Source organism: Actinotignum stranguriae, from assembly GCF_051265215.1.
GTDB lineage: Bacteria > Actinomycetota > Actinomycetes > Actinomycetales > Actinomycetaceae > Actinotignum > Actinotignum schaalii_C.
Genome location: NZ_JBOZCJ010000003.1, coordinates 48,071 through 62,088, shown reverse-complemented (window position 1 = coordinate 62,088; position 14,018 = coordinate 48,071). Strand labels below are relative to the sequence as shown.

Below are 14,018 nucleotides of genomic sequence, written 5' to 3'. Positions count from 1 at the left end.
CTTGGCACTAGGATGGAGATATGAGCGCGCACCCATCTTCTGAAGATTTAGGGGCCAGCAGCCCAGCCACCCACACCGAAAGCCTCACGCTTTTCGAAGCGGTAGCCGGCCCGGCCCGTGCCTGGCGTACCGTTGTTCACGATGACCCGATCAACCTCATGAGCTATGTGCAATGGGTGTTCCAATCCTACTTTGGCCATTCGGCCGACCGTGCCCTCACCCTCATGCTAGAGGTCCATACCCGCGGGCGCGCCGTCGTATCATCCGGACCGCGCGAGCAGATGGAAACAGACGCCCGGGCCATGCACACCTACGGCCTGCTCGCCACCATCGAAGAAGAACCGGAAGGTGGAAGATAACCATGCTGCCTTTCCGCCCCGCCCGCGGCGGCTACCGCGCCAGTGTTGACGCGACCGAACGGCAACTTTTTGCCGGACTCGCCCGCGACGTCGCAACACTGCTCGGCTACAACCTGGACGAAGAAATGCACGACGAAGGTAGCCGAGCCGGCGATCTTACGGGTGGAACTAGCCACCTGACGGGCGGAACTAACCACGTGACGGGTGGAACTAGCGCGCAGCACGTGGAAGAATCCAGCGATGTGCTTGCCTCCTACGAACGTGAATTAGCTGATCTGGAGAGCACACGCTGCTACGTTCCCGCGCGCAATATGGATACCGCCCTCGCCCGCCTCCTCCCCGATATGTCGGAAGAACCCGCGCTCGCGGACGAATTACGTTCGCTCACCGAATCCGCGGTCTGCCACGCAAAAATCTGCAACTTGCTGGTTTTCTATACTTCGCTGGCAAGCGAGAAAGTGTGGGTGAGTAATGAGGATGCCGGGGCGTGGCTGGCCGGTGCTAATGATATCCGCATCGTGCTCGGCAGCCGCCGCAATATCACCACGGCAGCGGAATCGCAGGCGGTGACCTCGCGTGCGCTCAGCATTATGGAATCCGAACGCCCCCAGATCGATACCACCGACGATATGATCGGCGTGCTCTACGTGATTATCGCGTGGTGGCAAGATTCACTCATCACTGCCATTCAGAACAAGGACCTGCGGCGGTAACTTGACAGTATGGATTCCCGTCCCATTGGTATTTTTGATTCCGGCGTAGGTGGCCTCACGGTGGCGCGCGCCATTATTGATCAACTTCCGGGCGAATCCATTACCTATATCGGGGATACCGCGCACTGCCCCTACGGCACCAAATCCATCCCCGAGGTGCGCTCCTACGCCATGGATATCATGGATAAATTGGTGAGATCCGGTGTGAAAATGCTGGTTATCGCCTGCAACTCGGCTACCTCCGCGGCGCTTGCCGATGCGCGGCAGCGTTTTGCTACGGAGATGGGGATCCCGGTGCTGGAGGTGATTCGCCCGGCGGTGCGCCGCGCGGTACGGGCCACCCGGAACGGGAAAATCGGGGTGATCGCCACTCCGGCTACCATCGAATCGGGCGCGTACCAAGATGCTTTTACCGCTGCCCCGAATCTGGAGCTGACCACCCGGGCTTGCCCGGAGTTCGTGGAGCTGGTGGAACAGGGGCAGACGGCCGGCGCCCAGGTGCAGGCGGTGGCCGAACATTACCTGGCCCCCGTGCGGGCGGCCGGAGTGGATACTCTGGTGCTTGGCTGCACCCATTACCCGCTGCTCGCCGGCGTGATCTCCTACACCATGGGGGAGGACGTCACTATCGTGTCCTCCGCGGATGAAACCGCCCGCGACGTTTACCGCGCACTAGCTACCCGCGATATGTTTGCCGGCCCGGGCACCCCCCGGCGCCGCTTCTACGCCACCGGTGACCCGGTGAGTTTCGGGCGCCTCGCCCGCAGATTCCTCGGTCCGGAAGTAGGAACTGTGCTATCTACGGAGGAACTCTCGGCATGAGACTGACAATCATTGGATGTTCCGGCTCGATGTCCGGGCCCGAATCGCCGGCCTCGGCCTACCTGATCCAGGCAGATGGTACAGACGCGAACGGTACTCCGCGAACCTACACGTTCACCTTGGATTTCGGTCCCGGTGCCATGGGCCATCTGCTGCGCTATACCGACCCGGCGCTTGTGGATGCCATGGTGATCTCGCACCTGCACGCCGATCACTGCGCGGACCTCATCGGGATGCAGGTCTACCGGCGCTGGCACCCCTCCGGCCCGCTGCCCCGGGTGGCGGTCTATAGCCCCGGGGATGCCCGGCGGCGCGCCCGCCAACTGGGCGACGACGGCCCCGAGGAAACGTACGATGACGTCTTTGATTTCCGCCAGGTTCGCAGCGGGGATACGTTCCGCGTTGGCCCCATGACCATCCAGGCTTTCCCCGCCCTGCACACGGTGGAGGCCTTCGCCTACCGGATCACCGGGCCTTCTGATATTCGCCCGGGGGAGAACGCGGTGCTCACGTTCACGGGGGATACCGATCTGTGCGACGGCGTCGTCGCCGCGGCGCGCGGCGCCGATCTGCTCCTTTCCGAATGCGCCTATGAGGACGGCCGGGATACCGTGCGCGGCATTCACCTCACCGGTTCGCGAGCCGGGATATTGGCAGCGCAGGCCGGAGCCCGTGAGATGCTCCTCACCCACCTGCAGCCGTGGACGGACCGGGAATCCGTGCGAGCCGCGGCCCGGGAAGAATACGAGGGCCGGGTTGCCTGCGTGCGGGCCGGGGAAGCCTTCCGCATCTAAGCCCGCGCGTCGGTAGGTCCCCGCGGTTTCGAGGCTCCCGGGGCCGCGGCCATATTTTTCATGTCGTAGCGGCGCGGTAGCCTTAAGGCATGACTGACAAGAACTCCAGCGCCACTCGTGCCGATGGGCGCACCGCAGATGAGATGCGCCCCGTTACCATTGACCGCCACTATTTTGAAACCGGGGAAGGCAGTGTGCTGGTGCGCTACGGGCGCACCACCGTGCTCTGCGTTGCTTCCTTTGAAGAAGGGGTGCCGCGCTGGCGTAAAGGCAGCGGGGAAGGCTGGGTTACCGCTGAATACTCCATGCTTCCGCGTGCTACCTCGGATCGCTCCCCGCGCGAATCGGTGCGCGGGAAAATCGGGGGCCGCACCCATGAGATTTCGCGGCTCATCGGGCGCAGCCTGCGCGCGGCCGTTGATATGAAAGCCCTGGGGGAAAACACCATCACTCTGGATTGCGATGTGTTGCAGGCCGACGGCGGAACTCGCACCGCGGCTATCACCGGCGCCTTCGTGGCCCTGGCGGATGCTATTTCCTGGGCCCGGGCATGTAAGTTGGTGCGTCGCCCGGTTCTCACCACCTCGGTTTCCGCGGTGTCCGTGGGCATTATTGATGGCCAGCCCCGCCTTGACCTTCCCTATGAAGAAGATGTGCGGGCAGATACCGATATGAATATCGTGGCGCTTGGCAGTGGGGACTATGTGGAGGTGCAGGGAACCGCGGAACACCACCCTTTCAACCGTGCCGATCTGGCGGTTTTGCTTGATCTGGCGGATAAGGGCACCCGCGAGCTTCGTGAGCTCCAGCACCGGGTGCTTTTCGCAGGGGAGAATCCCGTGCGTAGCGATGTTTTTACCGGCGGTGACCAGTGGAAGTAGCGCAGCCGCGGCGCGTCGTCGTCGCTACCGGAAACGCCCATAAAGTCACGGAACTGCGCAATATTCTGGCGCCGTGGTTGAACGGAATCGAACTGGTCTCCGGCGGGGAGTTTGAGGTGCCCGAACCGGTGGAGGATGGCACCACGTTCGCGCAGAATGCCCTCATCAAAGCACGGGCCTACGCGCGGGCCACCGGCCTTCCGGCTATTGCTGATGATTCGGGCCTGTGTGTGGATATTCTAGGTGGAGCCCCCGGGATTTTTTCGGCGCGCTGGAGCGGTGCGCACGGGAACGACGCCGCAAACCGCCACCTGCTGCTCGCCCAGTTAGCAGATGTGCCCCTGGCCAATCGCGGCGCGCATTTCCATTGCGCGGCCGCACTGGTAACCCCGCAGGGCCGTGAGGAGGTACGCGAAGGGGATATGCCGGGTACTCTCCTTACCGCTGAGCGTGGTAGCGGCGGTTTTGGATACGATCCGATTTTCGCGCCGGTCGGTTCCAGCCGTTCCAATGCGGAACTGAGCCCGGAAGAAAAGGACGCTATCTGCCACCGCGGTAAGGCATTTGCCCAGCTAGCCCCGGTGATTATGCAGGTGCTGCTGGAACAGCACTAGAGGGAAATAGCGCTGCTGGAACGGTGCCGGGGGAGCAAAGCTGGTGGAGCAGAGCTAATGGAGCGGGCGGGGCCCGCTCCGGCCCTGAGTAAGCACCGCTTACAGGCGACGTAATCGCTGCCGTAAGCGGTGTTTACAGTGCTTAGCAGCGGCCGATATAGCCAAGGGCGGCGCGCAGCAGAGCCGCGTGCCCATCTGACATCTCGGCCTGCAGCTCCGCGGTGCGTGCCTCCCCGGGCGTAAACCAGGTGAATTCCAGGGAGTCATTTCCTGGATCACAATCCCCATGAATGGGGATGATATAGGCCAGATCAACGCGATGCTGGCGCGCATCGTAGTACCCCGCCTCCGGTTCGGGAGTGGGGAAGTATTCGGTGACCGTGAACGGTGCCAGGTAGGGCGGAAGCTGGGGAAGTGCCACCGAGCCCAGATCTTTATCGATATGGCGGATGAGCGCGGCGCGCACCGGTTCGTGGAAGAGCACCCGCCCCGAGGGAAACTCCCGCAAAATCCCCTCGGAATCGGCACGCAGCAGCATCCCGATAGCGATCACCCGCCCGGTTTCATCCAGGCGAACCGGCACAATATCCACGTACACCATCGGGACCTTGTGCCGGACAAACTCGAGTTCCTCGGGGCTGAGCCACGGACCCATATCAGCTGCGTCGACTTCACTCATGTTCTTAATTTTGCCGGGCTTCGCGTTCCCGTGGTTCACTCCACGCTACCCGCGAAACATCTGCATTTTCGCGTATCGGGCCGGCGTGGGCCAGCGTGGGCCGGGGCGCGGCGTGTGATGCGCCAGCTAGGGGGTTAGACTGAGTGGCATGCGCCAAGCTCGATACCTCAACTACCTTGCCCTCGCCATTCTTGTGCTGGGCGTGGCAACCCTCGTTGTGGGTTGGTATATCGCAATCAGCGGGAATCTCCTTCCGCAGTACGGAGTGATTCTTGCGCTCGGTACGGTGGGTGCTGCGGCCTGCGGGTTCGGGTACCGTAGCGAACGCCCGTGGATATTCGGGGCCGGCGCTGTTTTCATGCTGTGGTTTGCGCCCACGCCCCTGGGGTTGTGGCCCCTGGGCATTGGTATCGCAATGCTGATCGCGTGGGCTGTGCTTATTGTGAAGGAAAATGATGTTAAATTCTGGTGATCGTGCCCCGGATTTCACCCTGGAGAGCACGGCGGGAACCTTCCGGCTATCCGAGCATCTGAACGACGGCGCCCGCGGCGTCATCGTGTACTTCTACCCGAAAGCAAATACCCCGGGGTGTACTACCGAAGCCTGCGATTTCCGGGATAACCTCAATTCGCTGCGCTCGGCTGGATATGCCGTGGTGGGAGTTTCCCCCGATTCGCTCACGTCGCTGGAAACGTTCCGGGAGAAGCAGGGGCTCAACTTTGTGCTCGCCTCCGATCCAGATCACGCGGTGGCAAGCGAATGGGGTGCCTGGGGAGAAAAGCAAAACTGGGGTAAAACGGTGATAGGGATGCGTCGCTCCACCATCGTGGTGAATCCGGATGGCACCGTCGCGGCAGCTTTCTATAATGTGAAAGCTACCGGGCATGTGGCTCGGCTGCGCCGCGATCTCGGTATCGATGAATAATCGGGATAAGTAAGGAATCGGGATGCTGCCGGTAGTTTTCTTTTCTTCGGGCAGCTTCTGAATTTTCCTACCCCGGGAAATCCGCTAGGATAGACCGGTACGCGCGCGTGGCGGAATTGGTAGACGCGCTGGATTTAGGTTCCAGTGCCTTCGGGCGTGAGGGTTCGAGTCCCTCCGTGCGCACTCTTGTCATGAAATCACCTCAATTTTCATTTGTGCTCTTGAATTGATATGTGTAGCCGGAATCTTTCGATGACACCTCACGCCGGGTTGTGATAATAAAACTCTCACGTTGACAAAACTACTATTTCGCGAGTATGTTTTGAAACAAAACAAAGGGTGAGTGTTCAAAGAAGTTCATCTCCCTTTGTAGTGAGGAGGCTGCAATGATGCGCATAACTAGAGGTGACTTCGAAGATCTCCATCGTGTAATCAATCGGCGTGGTACCTGGTCCGCTAAATGGGAGACCTTGCCCCCGGAACACATTTCGCTTTCAGTTGCCGAAATGGAATTTGCGTGTGCTCCTGCAATCCGTGTAGCTATTGAGAAAGCAGCAGCTCGGGGAATCTACAGTTACACCGAGGTTTTTCCGGATTTTGCGAGCGCGTGTACGTCATGGTTTGCGCGTCGTCACGGTACCGAGTTTGGCGAAGAATCCGTCGTTTTTGTTCCACGAATTGTGGAAGCTACAGCGATGATCTGCGCCCATATGCTGCCGGCGGGAGCGAAGGTCATCACGCTCTCGCCGGCTTATGACCCCATCATGGAAGTGGTTCGCCGCTGCGGTTGTCAGGTTACTGAGCCGTCCATGTTCTACACGGAGGGAACCTGGCATATCCCCTTTGACGAGCTCGCAACAATATTGCCAGACGCGGATCTTTTCATTCTTACTAATCCCCATAATCCGACCGGGCGGGCCTTCACCCAAGAGGAACTGGAACGGCTTTCGGAATTATTAGCAAAGAGTTCATGTCTGGTGTTATCCGATGATATCCACTGCGATATTCTGCGAGCTGGGCGGAGGTGGTTGCCGTTAGCGCGCTACGCGGATGCGAAATTGCGAACCCGGCTCATCACAGCGCTTTCTCCCTCAAAGAGTTTCAATATGGCCGGTCTAGAGGCTTCAGCGTTAATAGTTCCGGATCATCGACTGCGTGCCAGAATTCGAGAGGGCTTGCGCGCCGCGGGGTTCCATAATCCCAATTATTTCGCCATTCCCGCCGCTATTGCAGCCTGGACACAATGCGAGGAATGGCTCAATACCACGCTCGCCTATATAGATAACAATATGGAAGCTTTTGTTCCGCGCTTCGGAGCCCTATTTGCGCGCGAAAAGGCTGTCATTCCGGATGCGACATATTTGTTCTGGTGCGATACCAGGAGACTGGGTGCGGCTACCGCCGCAGAGGTATGCGCCGGAGCTGGAGTGCATCCTTCATATGGCAAGGGATTTGGACCGGAATGGCACGAATACCTTCGTTTTAATCTCGCCGCTCCTCAATCACTTCTTGACACTGCACTGCAACGCTGCGAAGCAACAGTACAGAAACTGAGATAAATCTCCGCGCAGTCAGCGCTTTTGACCTAAGCTGTGGCAGCTCCCTGTTCTCCACAGGGTACTAGCCGCATATTTCACCGAGGAATTGTCGTCATCGACACAGCGAAAGGATCAATGATGACTTCGGAAAACAATCGCGGCACCGAGGCCGAGATACATAGGAAGAAAAAGAAGCCAACGGTCTTCCTGGCGCTTTTGCCGGTGATTTCCCTGGCATTGTTCATCGGCGGGGGATACATCGGCTTTGATTTGCCTGTTGAACCTATGATTATTGCGGCGGCAGCCGTCGCCGCCTGCGTTGCTAAATATTTGGGGTACAGCTGGGATGAGATGATCGAATCCGTAGCCGAAAAGACAGCGAAAGCCTGGCCTGCACTCCTTATACTTCTCACCGTTGGGCTACTCATCGGTGCGTGGATGATTTCAGGGACGATCCCGTACCTTGTGTACTGGGGCCTAGCCATTATTGACCCGCGGTGGTTGGCATTGGTTGCTTTGCTCGGCACCGCCGTCGTATCACTGTGCACCGGAACTTCGTGGGGATCCGCAGGTACCATCGGCGTCGCCTTTATGGGTATCGCCATCGGATTGGGTGCTGATCTACCAATGATCGCAGGAGCCGTTGTATCCGGCGCCTACTTTGGCGATAAATTCTCTCCGCTCTCAGATTCAACAAATATCGCCGCGATGATTACCCGCGTACCGCTCTTCACGCATATTAAGAATCTGACATGGACCACCGGAAGTGCGCTCATTATCGGCGTTATTGTTTTCGCGATCGTAGGGCTTAAGGGAACCGCTGCTGGAGTCGACACTTCCGCAGTGCAGGAAACCCTCGACCAATTAGCGGCCGGATTCCACCTCACGCCGTGGCTCCTGGTGCCACCTATTGTTGTTCTCGTTGGTGCGGCACTGCGTTTCCCGACCATTCCGGTCATGATGGCAGGCGTTGCCCTCGGGCTTTTCAACACCTTTGTTTTCCAAAAGTCGACGATTGCAGATGCCTTCACCGCTCTAGTTAAGGGGTTCAATCTCGATATGATACAGCGGCCCGAGTGGGCCAGTTTGACTCCGAGCGATGACATGGTGACATTGCTGGAACGCGGCGGAATGAATTCCATGCTAGGAACCTTGGCGATCTGCTTCTGTGCCTTAGCCTTCGCAGGAATCATGGGGGTGTCGCATTCGCTCGATTACCTCATTGAAAAGCTACTTCACCGTGTTAAGTCGCGCTTCGGCTTGGTCGCCAGCACCATAGGCGTGGGACTAGGAACCATTTCCGTCACATGCAACGGCCAGATCTCCGTCATTATGCCCGGTGAAGTACTGCGCCCGGCATACGTACGCCGCGGCTATCACCCCATGACATTGGGACGTACGCTCGAAGATTCCGTAACCGTGACCGAAACCCTATTCCCGTGGACTGCTGCCGGTGCATATATGGCGGCAACCCTCGGAGTGGAAACCTTGCAATATGTCCCGTGGGCGATTGTTAACTGGTCAGGCATGATCGTGGCACTGATTCTGGCCGCAACCGGTTGGGGTATTCAGATGCTGAGTCGTGAAGAACAGCTACGCATGCTCGAAGAGGACGATATGAACGAAAGCCATATTATTCGCTATGGCGACGGCACTCCCGGCCCGAGCGCAGCAGATCCTGAAGCTGCTCTGGTTGAACCTGCTGGTGGCACCGGCGCCAATAGCGTAGAAAAGTAGCGGGAAGGAAAAGAATACCTGAATAATAATCTACTGGCTCAGGGCCGCCCGCATGACCTCCACGGGAATGTCGGTGCGGCCCAGCCAGATTTCTTCCGCGAAAACACCTTGCCACAGAAGCATATCCAGGCCGGATACACACCCTGCGCCAACGCGGCGGGCCCGCTGCAGAAGCTCAGTTTCCAAAGGTTCGTACACCGCATCGAAAACAATATGATCGGGGCGTAGCCACGTTTCTGGAATGAGAGCACCCGGATGGGCACTCATCCCCACACTCGTGGCATTGACCAGAAGAGAAGCAGCATCCACCTCGCGGCGAAGTGTACCCTCATCGGCAAGGTCACAAAGCTGAGCATCCACTCCGGTTTCACCACGTAAGCGCGCGAGGATATCGCGCGCACGCTCGAAATTCTGGCCGCGCCGGGAAAATACCCGGATACGGGAGACCCTTTCGAGGGCGGCCCGCGTGTAGATCGCGCGCGAAGCTCCGCCGGCACCCAGCACCACCACCGCTTCACCAGGGGCGTAGCCGGCCGCCCGTACCGCGGCAAGAGCCCCGCGTCCATCGGTGTTATGACCGACCGTGCGTCCATTCGCATGTATGTGAACGGTGTTTACGGACTCCATGAGTCGGGCATCGTCGGAAAGCTCATCAACGGTCTCATACACGGCAGTTTTATGCGGCATTGTCACGTTAAAACCGCCAAAACCAAGATCGCGTAAAGCACTAACTGCCCGAGCGCCCGAATCCGGAGCGATGTCATACGCGAGGTAAACGGCGTTCACACCTAGGTGAGCAAAGGATGCGTTATGCATCGCGGGGGAGCGGGAATGCCCTACCGGATGCCCGATAACGGCATAACTGACCGTGCGCCCGTTAATCTCCATCGCGTTACTTCTCGGCGCTGCCCGGCTCGCCAAGCTGCTGGCCATCCTGCCGGCCGGATCGCTCACCCTGCTGCCCGGCTGCACCGCGCCGCCGCAGCCGCCCCAGTCGGCGCTGCGCGCGCCGTTCTTTCCGGGCCGCCCGCCGGCGTTCCTTCTCCTCAGATTTCTTCGTGGATTCGGAGTGATTGGCCCCGTAAATACCGTCCACCACATCGCGGTACCTCTCGAGTACCACTTCACGGCGCACCTTAAGCGAGGGCGTGAGCAAACCATTCGCCTCGCTAAAGTCACCGGGCACAATCACGAATTTACGGATGGACTCCGCTCGCGATACCTGGGCATTGGTGCGGTCAATCGCCCGCTGAAGCGAAGCCTGAACTGCCTCGGAATTCATAGCTTCGGCCGGAGTCATCTTCGGCAAGCCGTGTGAAGAAAGCCAGGAGGGGAGCATCTGTGCGTCAAGGGTAATCAGCGCGGAAATAAAGGGTTCGCCATCACCCAGAACCACCACATTGGAGATGAGAGGGTGGGAACTCAGCTTGTCCTCCAGCACCGCCGGTGCCACATTCTTACCTCCGGCCGTGACGATCAGGTGCTTCTTTCGGCCGGTAATGGTGAGGTTGCCGCGCTTATCGAGCGTCCCGAGATCCCCGGTGTGGAACCAACCGTCCGCAAATGCGACCGCGGTAGCTTCGGGATTGTTATGGTAACCGCGGAAAACAGAGTGGCCCTTGACCAAGACTTCGCCGTCGTCGGCAAGTTTAATGCGCATGCCCGGCAGCGGCCACCCAACGGTGCCCAGCACGGGATTCGCCGCGCGCGTGGCATTTGCCGGACCGGTGGTTTCCGTGAGGCCGTAGCCTTCCACCACCGTTAAGCCGATGCCGCGATAGAAGCGCCCCAGGCGGGTACCCAGCGGCGCCCCGGCGGAAATTGCGAAGCGAATTCGTCCGCCCATCGCCTCGCGTAATTTATTGAAAACTAGCTTGCGTGCCAGTGCGCGCTTCACCGCGAAAATCGGGCTGCGCCGGCGCCGCGTCCCGTTCTGCACCGCGATATCCGCCGCCCAGCGGAAAATTCGGCGCCGCACACCCGCCCCGGCCTTCGCCTCGGCCGCGTTATAAACCTTTTCCAGTACCCGCGGAACTACGAGCAGCAGGGTGGGTTTGAAAGTTTCCAGGTCGCTCATGAGGTTCTTGAGATTGCCGACGAAACCTACCGAAATACGGGTGGCCAGGCCAAAGTAGGCACAAATCCGCCCCATCACATGAGCCATGGGGAGGAAGAGGATGAGCGATGCCTGCGGATTATTGAGGATTTCCGGTTCGTAATGCCAGGTTCCCAGCACGGTACGCGCGAAATTCCCGTGGGTGAGTTCCACGCCCTCGGGATCCCCGGTGGTGCCCGACGTGTAAATAATGGTTGCGAGGGAATCGGCGGTGACCGCCGCGATGCGGGCCTCGAGATCTTCTTCGGGAACCTCGAGAGCCGCGGCGTTCAGCGCGGCGCGCCAATCCTCCGTCATGACGGTCGCGGGCGGAATCGCGGGCGGCGTTACCGAATCCACCAATTCCGCGTGGGCGCGGGTATCGGTAAAGATATGGGTGATCTCCGCATCCGCAACCATCCACGCGATCTGCTTGGCCGAACTCGTTTCATAAATCGGAACCGGCACCACCCCGATATGCAAAGCGGCCGCGTCCAGCAGTGCCCATTCGTAGGAGGTTGCCGCGAGGATACCGATGCGTTCGCCGTGCCCGAGACCCAGGCCGACCAGCCCGCGCGCTGTGAGGCGCACCTGCTCGAGGAATTCCGTAATCGTCAACGGTTTCCAGTTCCCACCGATGGAGTTCTGGATATGCACCGCGATATCGCGCGGATGCTTGCGTTGCCGCTGCGCGAGCAGCCACGGAACCGTGTGATACGACTCGTTCTTGAAAGGAGCTTTTTGCGATAGGGAACCATCGCGATGCTTCTTCATCTATCCTCCTGCACAGGCCGCCCGCGGCGCGGACGGGCCTCGGTTGTGTAATTGACGCCCGCCTGAGCTTTAGTTTGCCGCGAGGACCGGGTTGCGCAGCACCCCGAAACCTTCGATTTCACATTCGACGACGTCGCCCGCTTTCAGCGGGGGCTCACCGTTAAAGGCACCGGGCAGAATAATATCGCCGGGTAGTAGGGTGCAGCGCCGCGAGGCCGCCGCCACCGATTGGGCCACGGAGAGCGGGTAATCCGAGGTCCGCGCCCGGGTGTAGGTTTCCCCGTTGACCCGCGAGGTCATCGCAAGATCGCTCACGTCAATATCGGTGAGGATATAGGGGCCCACCGGGAGCGCGGTATCAAACATCTTCTGGGCGCCGTTCACATCCCCGCGGGCGGTCACATCATTAATAATGGTGTAACCAAAAACGGCGTCCAGCGCGCGTTCTTCGGGAACATCCTTGGCAACGCGCCCGATAATAATCCCGAGCTCCACTTCGTGGGCGAGGCCTTCGCTGGCCCAGTCCGGAATAATAATCGGATCATCAGGCCCGCACACTGCCGTATTGGGCTTCATAAAGAAGAAGAGGTCAGCAGTGGTGGTACCCGGCGCGGTTGCATTGCCAAAACCAATGGCCTTCGAGCGCGGAATCATGGGGGAGAGGAGCACGGCGTCGGCGGCGGCCACCCGCTCCCCGGTAGGTTGAATGTCCCCGAAAATCGGGTCATCGGCGAGGATAACGAAGTCATCGGCGCCTTCGTCGTAGACCGCGTAGCGCGGGCCCTGGCTTAAACTCAAGCGTGCTATTTTCATATCATTAACCTTAGTATTTCACCTAGACTTTAGCGACCGGCGCCCCGAAGGCGCGTTGAGCTTTGCGAACAACTGGACTCCAGCAGGCCCTCGATCCGATCCAGGGCCTCCAGGGCGATAGCGCGCGGGGTGGCCAGCACCATGCGCGCCCACTGCTCAAAACCGGCGCCCGATGCCCGGCCGGGCGTGAGCGCCACCTGCGCCTGTTCCAGAATTGCGGCGACGGCGCCCTTCGGCTCGCGTCCCTCCCGGCGGGCACGTTCCTTCTCCGCGCGCACAAATTCCGCCTCGGAAAAATCAAGGAAAGCAATATAGGTGCCTTCCACGTGCGCCATGCGCACCCCGGGCCAGGTCTGCACCCGCTCTTCTACGACCCGCAGTGTTTCACCGATATAGGAGCACACCGCCCGATTCCAATCCCGGCCTTCCTCGAAAGCGATTTTGGTGGCGCGAGCTCCCAGCGTGGAAGTCGGAGAGCTCCACGCATTGGCATGGGGCGCGTAGCGGGCTGCGTCGTCGTCGTTATAAAAAATGAGCTGCGCGGCCTTGAGCCCGGGGATATTCCAGCCCTTCGTTGCGCTGGTCGCGGTGATGGTATGCGCGCGGGTGGCCGCGCTGCGCGGGCCGTAGGGAACGTAGGTGCCGTCGATAAGCACCGGGGCGTGAATACAATCCTCAAAAACGCGCGCGCCACGCCGTTCCACCACGGCAGCAAGCGCGTCAAGCTCCGCGCCACTCAAACAGCGGCCCGCCGGATTCCACGGGTTACACAAAATAAGCAGAGAACCGGGGGTGAGAGCTGCCTCTAATGCCTCCAGGTCCAGTTCCCAGCGGCCCGCGCGGAAAATCGAGGGAACTTGGCGCACCTCGCGCCCGTACTCTCCCGGAAGTGTGAGGAACGGCATATAGGCCGGAGTGGGGACGATAACCGGGGCATCCGGGGCTGTGAACTGCGTGATTGTGATCCGCAAGGCGCTAAGAACCTCGGGAATAAGGAACATGCGCTCGGGATCGGGCGCTGGGCCGAATTGGCCGAGCCAGTCGGAAACCGCGTTCATAATCCCCGGAATTTCGCGGGGTGGGAGGTAGCCGAGGGCGCCGCGCTGCGCTGCATTCACCAGGTAATCGCGGATTTCCGGTGCGATTCCCAGATCCATTTCGGCCACCCACATGGCGATAGCATCCCCGAACGCGGACCATTTATGCGAGCCCTGCGCGATGAGATCAGAGACGGTGCGAGTGTCGAAATCATATGTCATATCCGTAGCGTATC

The 14,018-nt window shown here is 59.9% G+C and carries 15 protein-coding genes and 1 tRNA gene; 11 read left to right on the top strand and 5 right to left on the bottom strand.

What is annotated here, in order from left to right:
* Nucleotides 1-20: 20 nt before the first annotated feature.
* From clpS to rdgB, 6 genes are all read left to right on the top strand, one after another.
* Nucleotides 21-359 carry an ATP-dependent Clp protease adapter ClpS gene (clpS, locus tag ACRQEG_RS02155; protein ID WP_435730714.1) on the top strand — a complete coding sequence of 113 codons (339 nt, stop codon included), beginning with the start codon at nt 21-23 and terminating at the stop codon, nt 357-359.
* A 2-nt stretch (nt 360-361) separates the two neighbouring features.
* Nucleotides 362-1,072 carry a DUF2017 family protein gene (locus ACRQEG_RS02150; RefSeq protein ID WP_274733827.1) on the top strand — a complete coding sequence of 237 codons (711 nt, stop codon included), beginning with the start codon at nt 362-364 and terminating at the stop codon, nt 1,070-1,072.
* Nucleotides 1,073-1,081: 9 nt separating this feature from the next.
* On the top strand, nt 1,082-1,894 hold the full coding sequence (murI, locus tag ACRQEG_RS02145; RefSeq protein ID WP_274733826.1) for a glutamate racemase: 813 nt from the start codon (nt 1,082-1,084) through the stop codon (nt 1,892-1,894).
* Nucleotides 1,891-2,688, top strand: coding sequence for an MBL fold metallo-hydrolase (locus ACRQEG_RS02140; protein WP_274733825.1), 798 nt, complete (start codon nt 1,891-1,893; stop codon nt 2,686-2,688). Before murI ends, ACRQEG_RS02140 begins: the two co-directional genes overlap by 4 nt.
* An 89-nt stretch (nt 2,689-2,777) precedes the next feature.
* Nucleotides 2,778-3,569: a ribonuclease PH gene (rph, locus tag ACRQEG_RS02135; RefSeq protein WP_274733824.1), complete on the top strand. Its 792-nt coding sequence runs from the start codon at nt 2,778-2,780 to the stop codon at nt 3,567-3,569.
* Nucleotides 3,560-4,183, top strand: a complete 624-nt coding sequence (gene rdgB / locus ACRQEG_RS02130) for an RdgB/HAM1 family non-canonical purine NTP pyrophosphatase (protein WP_274733823.1) — start codon at nt 3,560-3,562, stop codon at nt 4,181-4,183. The genes rph and rdgB overlap by 10 nt, the downstream gene beginning before the upstream one ends.
* 142 nt (nt 4,184-4,325) lie before the next feature.
* On the opposite strand, the gene ACRQEG_RS02125 is transcribed toward rdgB, so the two are convergent.
* On the bottom strand, nt 4,326-4,862 hold the full coding sequence (locus ACRQEG_RS02125; protein WP_026429485.1) for a DUF4916 domain-containing protein: 537 nt from the start codon (nt 4,860-4,862) through the stop codon (nt 4,326-4,328).
* 148 nt (nt 4,863-5,010) lie between these two features.
* On the opposite strand from ACRQEG_RS02125, the gene ACRQEG_RS02120 reads away from it, so the two are divergent.
* The 5 genes from ACRQEG_RS02120 (at nt 5,011) to nhaC (ending at nt 9,063) form a co-directional block, all read left to right on the top strand.
* Entirely contained in the window at nt 5,011-5,334 is a 324-nt protein-coding gene (locus ACRQEG_RS02120; protein WP_274733821.1) for a hypothetical protein, read from the top strand.
* Entirely contained in the window at nt 5,318-5,788 is a 471-nt protein-coding gene (locus ACRQEG_RS02115) for a peroxiredoxin (protein ID WP_274733843.1), read from the top strand. The genes ACRQEG_RS02120 and ACRQEG_RS02115 overlap by 17 nt, the downstream gene beginning before the upstream one ends.
* A 101-nt stretch (nt 5,789-5,889) precedes the next feature.
* Nucleotides 5,890-5,971: transfer RNA gene (locus ACRQEG_RS02110), tRNA-Leu, on the top strand.
* Between the two features lie 203 nt (nt 5,972-6,174).
* The gene (locus ACRQEG_RS02105; protein ID WP_274736565.1) at nt 6,175-7,347 is read left to right on the top strand and encodes a MalY/PatB family protein; all 1,173 of its coding nucleotides are present in this window, start codon (nt 6,175-6,177) and stop codon (nt 7,345-7,347) included.
* A gap of 114 nt (nt 7,348-7,461) precedes the next feature.
* The gene (nhaC, locus tag ACRQEG_RS02100; RefSeq protein ID WP_274733819.1) at nt 7,462-9,063 is read left to right on the top strand and encodes a Na+/H+ antiporter NhaC; all 1,602 of its coding nucleotides are present in this window, start codon (nt 7,462-7,464) and stop codon (nt 9,061-9,063) included.
* Between the two features lie 30 nt (nt 9,064-9,093).
* Here the strand turns inward: nhaC and aroE are convergent, their stop codons facing one another.
* From aroE to ACRQEG_RS02080, 4 genes are all read right to left on the bottom strand, one after another.
* Complete coding sequence (gene aroE / locus ACRQEG_RS02095) at nt 9,094-9,951, bottom strand: shikimate dehydrogenase (protein WP_274733817.1); 858 nt, start codon at nt 9,949-9,951, stop codon at nt 9,094-9,096.
* Between the two features lie 4 nt (nt 9,952-9,955).
* The gene (locus ACRQEG_RS02090; RefSeq protein ID WP_435733760.1) at nt 9,956-11,932 is read right to left on the bottom strand and encodes an AMP-dependent synthetase/ligase; all 1,977 of its coding nucleotides are present in this window, start codon (nt 11,930-11,932) and stop codon (nt 9,956-9,958) included.
* A gap of 69 nt (nt 11,933-12,001) precedes the next feature.
* Nucleotides 12,002-12,745: a fumarylacetoacetate hydrolase family protein gene (locus tag ACRQEG_RS02085; protein ID WP_274733813.1), complete on the bottom strand. Its 744-nt coding sequence runs from the start codon at nt 12,743-12,745 to the stop codon at nt 12,002-12,004.
* Between the two features lie 29 nt (nt 12,746-12,774).
* Nucleotides 12,775-14,004, bottom strand: coding sequence for a MalY/PatB family protein (locus ACRQEG_RS02080; protein WP_274733811.1), 1,230 nt, complete (start codon nt 14,002-14,004; stop codon nt 12,775-12,777).
* Nucleotides 14,005-14,018 lie beyond the last annotated feature (14 nt).

Excerpts from the sequence above, each read along its gene's own strand:
- clpS (WP_435730714.1), top strand. The coding sequence starts at position 21 with ATGAGCGCGCACCCATCTTCTGAAGATTTAGGGGCCAGCAGCCCAGCC.
- aroE (WP_274733817.1), bottom strand. The coding sequence starts at position 9,951 with ATGGAGATTAACGGGCGCACGGTCAGTTATGCCGTTATCGGGCATCCG.
- ACRQEG_RS02150 (WP_274733827.1), top strand. The coding sequence starts at position 362 with ATGCTGCCTTTCCGCCCCGCCCGCGGCGGCTACCGCGCCAGTGTTGAC.
- nhaC (WP_274733819.1), top strand. The coding sequence starts at position 7,462 with ATGATGACTTCGGAAAACAATCGCGGCACCGAGGCCGAGATACATAGG.
- ACRQEG_RS02140 (WP_274733825.1), top strand. The coding sequence starts at position 1,891 with ATGAGACTGACAATCATTGGATGTTCCGGCTCGATGTCCGGGCCCGAA.
- ACRQEG_RS02105 (WP_274736565.1), top strand. The coding sequence starts at position 6,175 with ATGATGCGCATAACTAGAGGTGACTTCGAAGATCTCCATCGTGTAATC.
- ACRQEG_RS02080 (WP_274733811.1), bottom strand. The coding sequence starts at position 14,004 with ATGACATATGATTTCGACACTCGCACCGTCTCTGATCTCATCGCGCAG.
- ACRQEG_RS02090 (WP_435733760.1), bottom strand. The coding sequence starts at position 11,932 with ATGAAGAAGCATCGCGATGGTTCCCTATCGCAAAAAGCTCCTTTCAAG.
- murI (WP_274733826.1), top strand. The coding sequence starts at position 1,082 with ATGGATTCCCGTCCCATTGGTATTTTTGATTCCGGCGTAGGTGGCCTC.
- ACRQEG_RS02085 (WP_274733813.1), bottom strand. The coding sequence starts at position 12,745 with ATGAAAATAGCACGCTTGAGTTTAAGCCAGGGCCCGCGCTACGCGGTC.
- rph (WP_274733824.1), top strand. The coding sequence starts at position 2,778 with ATGACTGACAAGAACTCCAGCGCCACTCGTGCCGATGGGCGCACCGCA.
- ACRQEG_RS02120 (WP_274733821.1), top strand. The coding sequence starts at position 5,011 with ATGCGCCAAGCTCGATACCTCAACTACCTTGCCCTCGCCATTCTTGTG.
- ACRQEG_RS02125 (WP_026429485.1), bottom strand. The coding sequence starts at position 4,862 with ATGAGTGAAGTCGACGCAGCTGATATGGGTCCGTGGCTCAGCCCCGAG.
- ACRQEG_RS02115 (WP_274733843.1), top strand. The coding sequence starts at position 5,318 with ATGTTAAATTCTGGTGATCGTGCCCCGGATTTCACCCTGGAGAGCACG.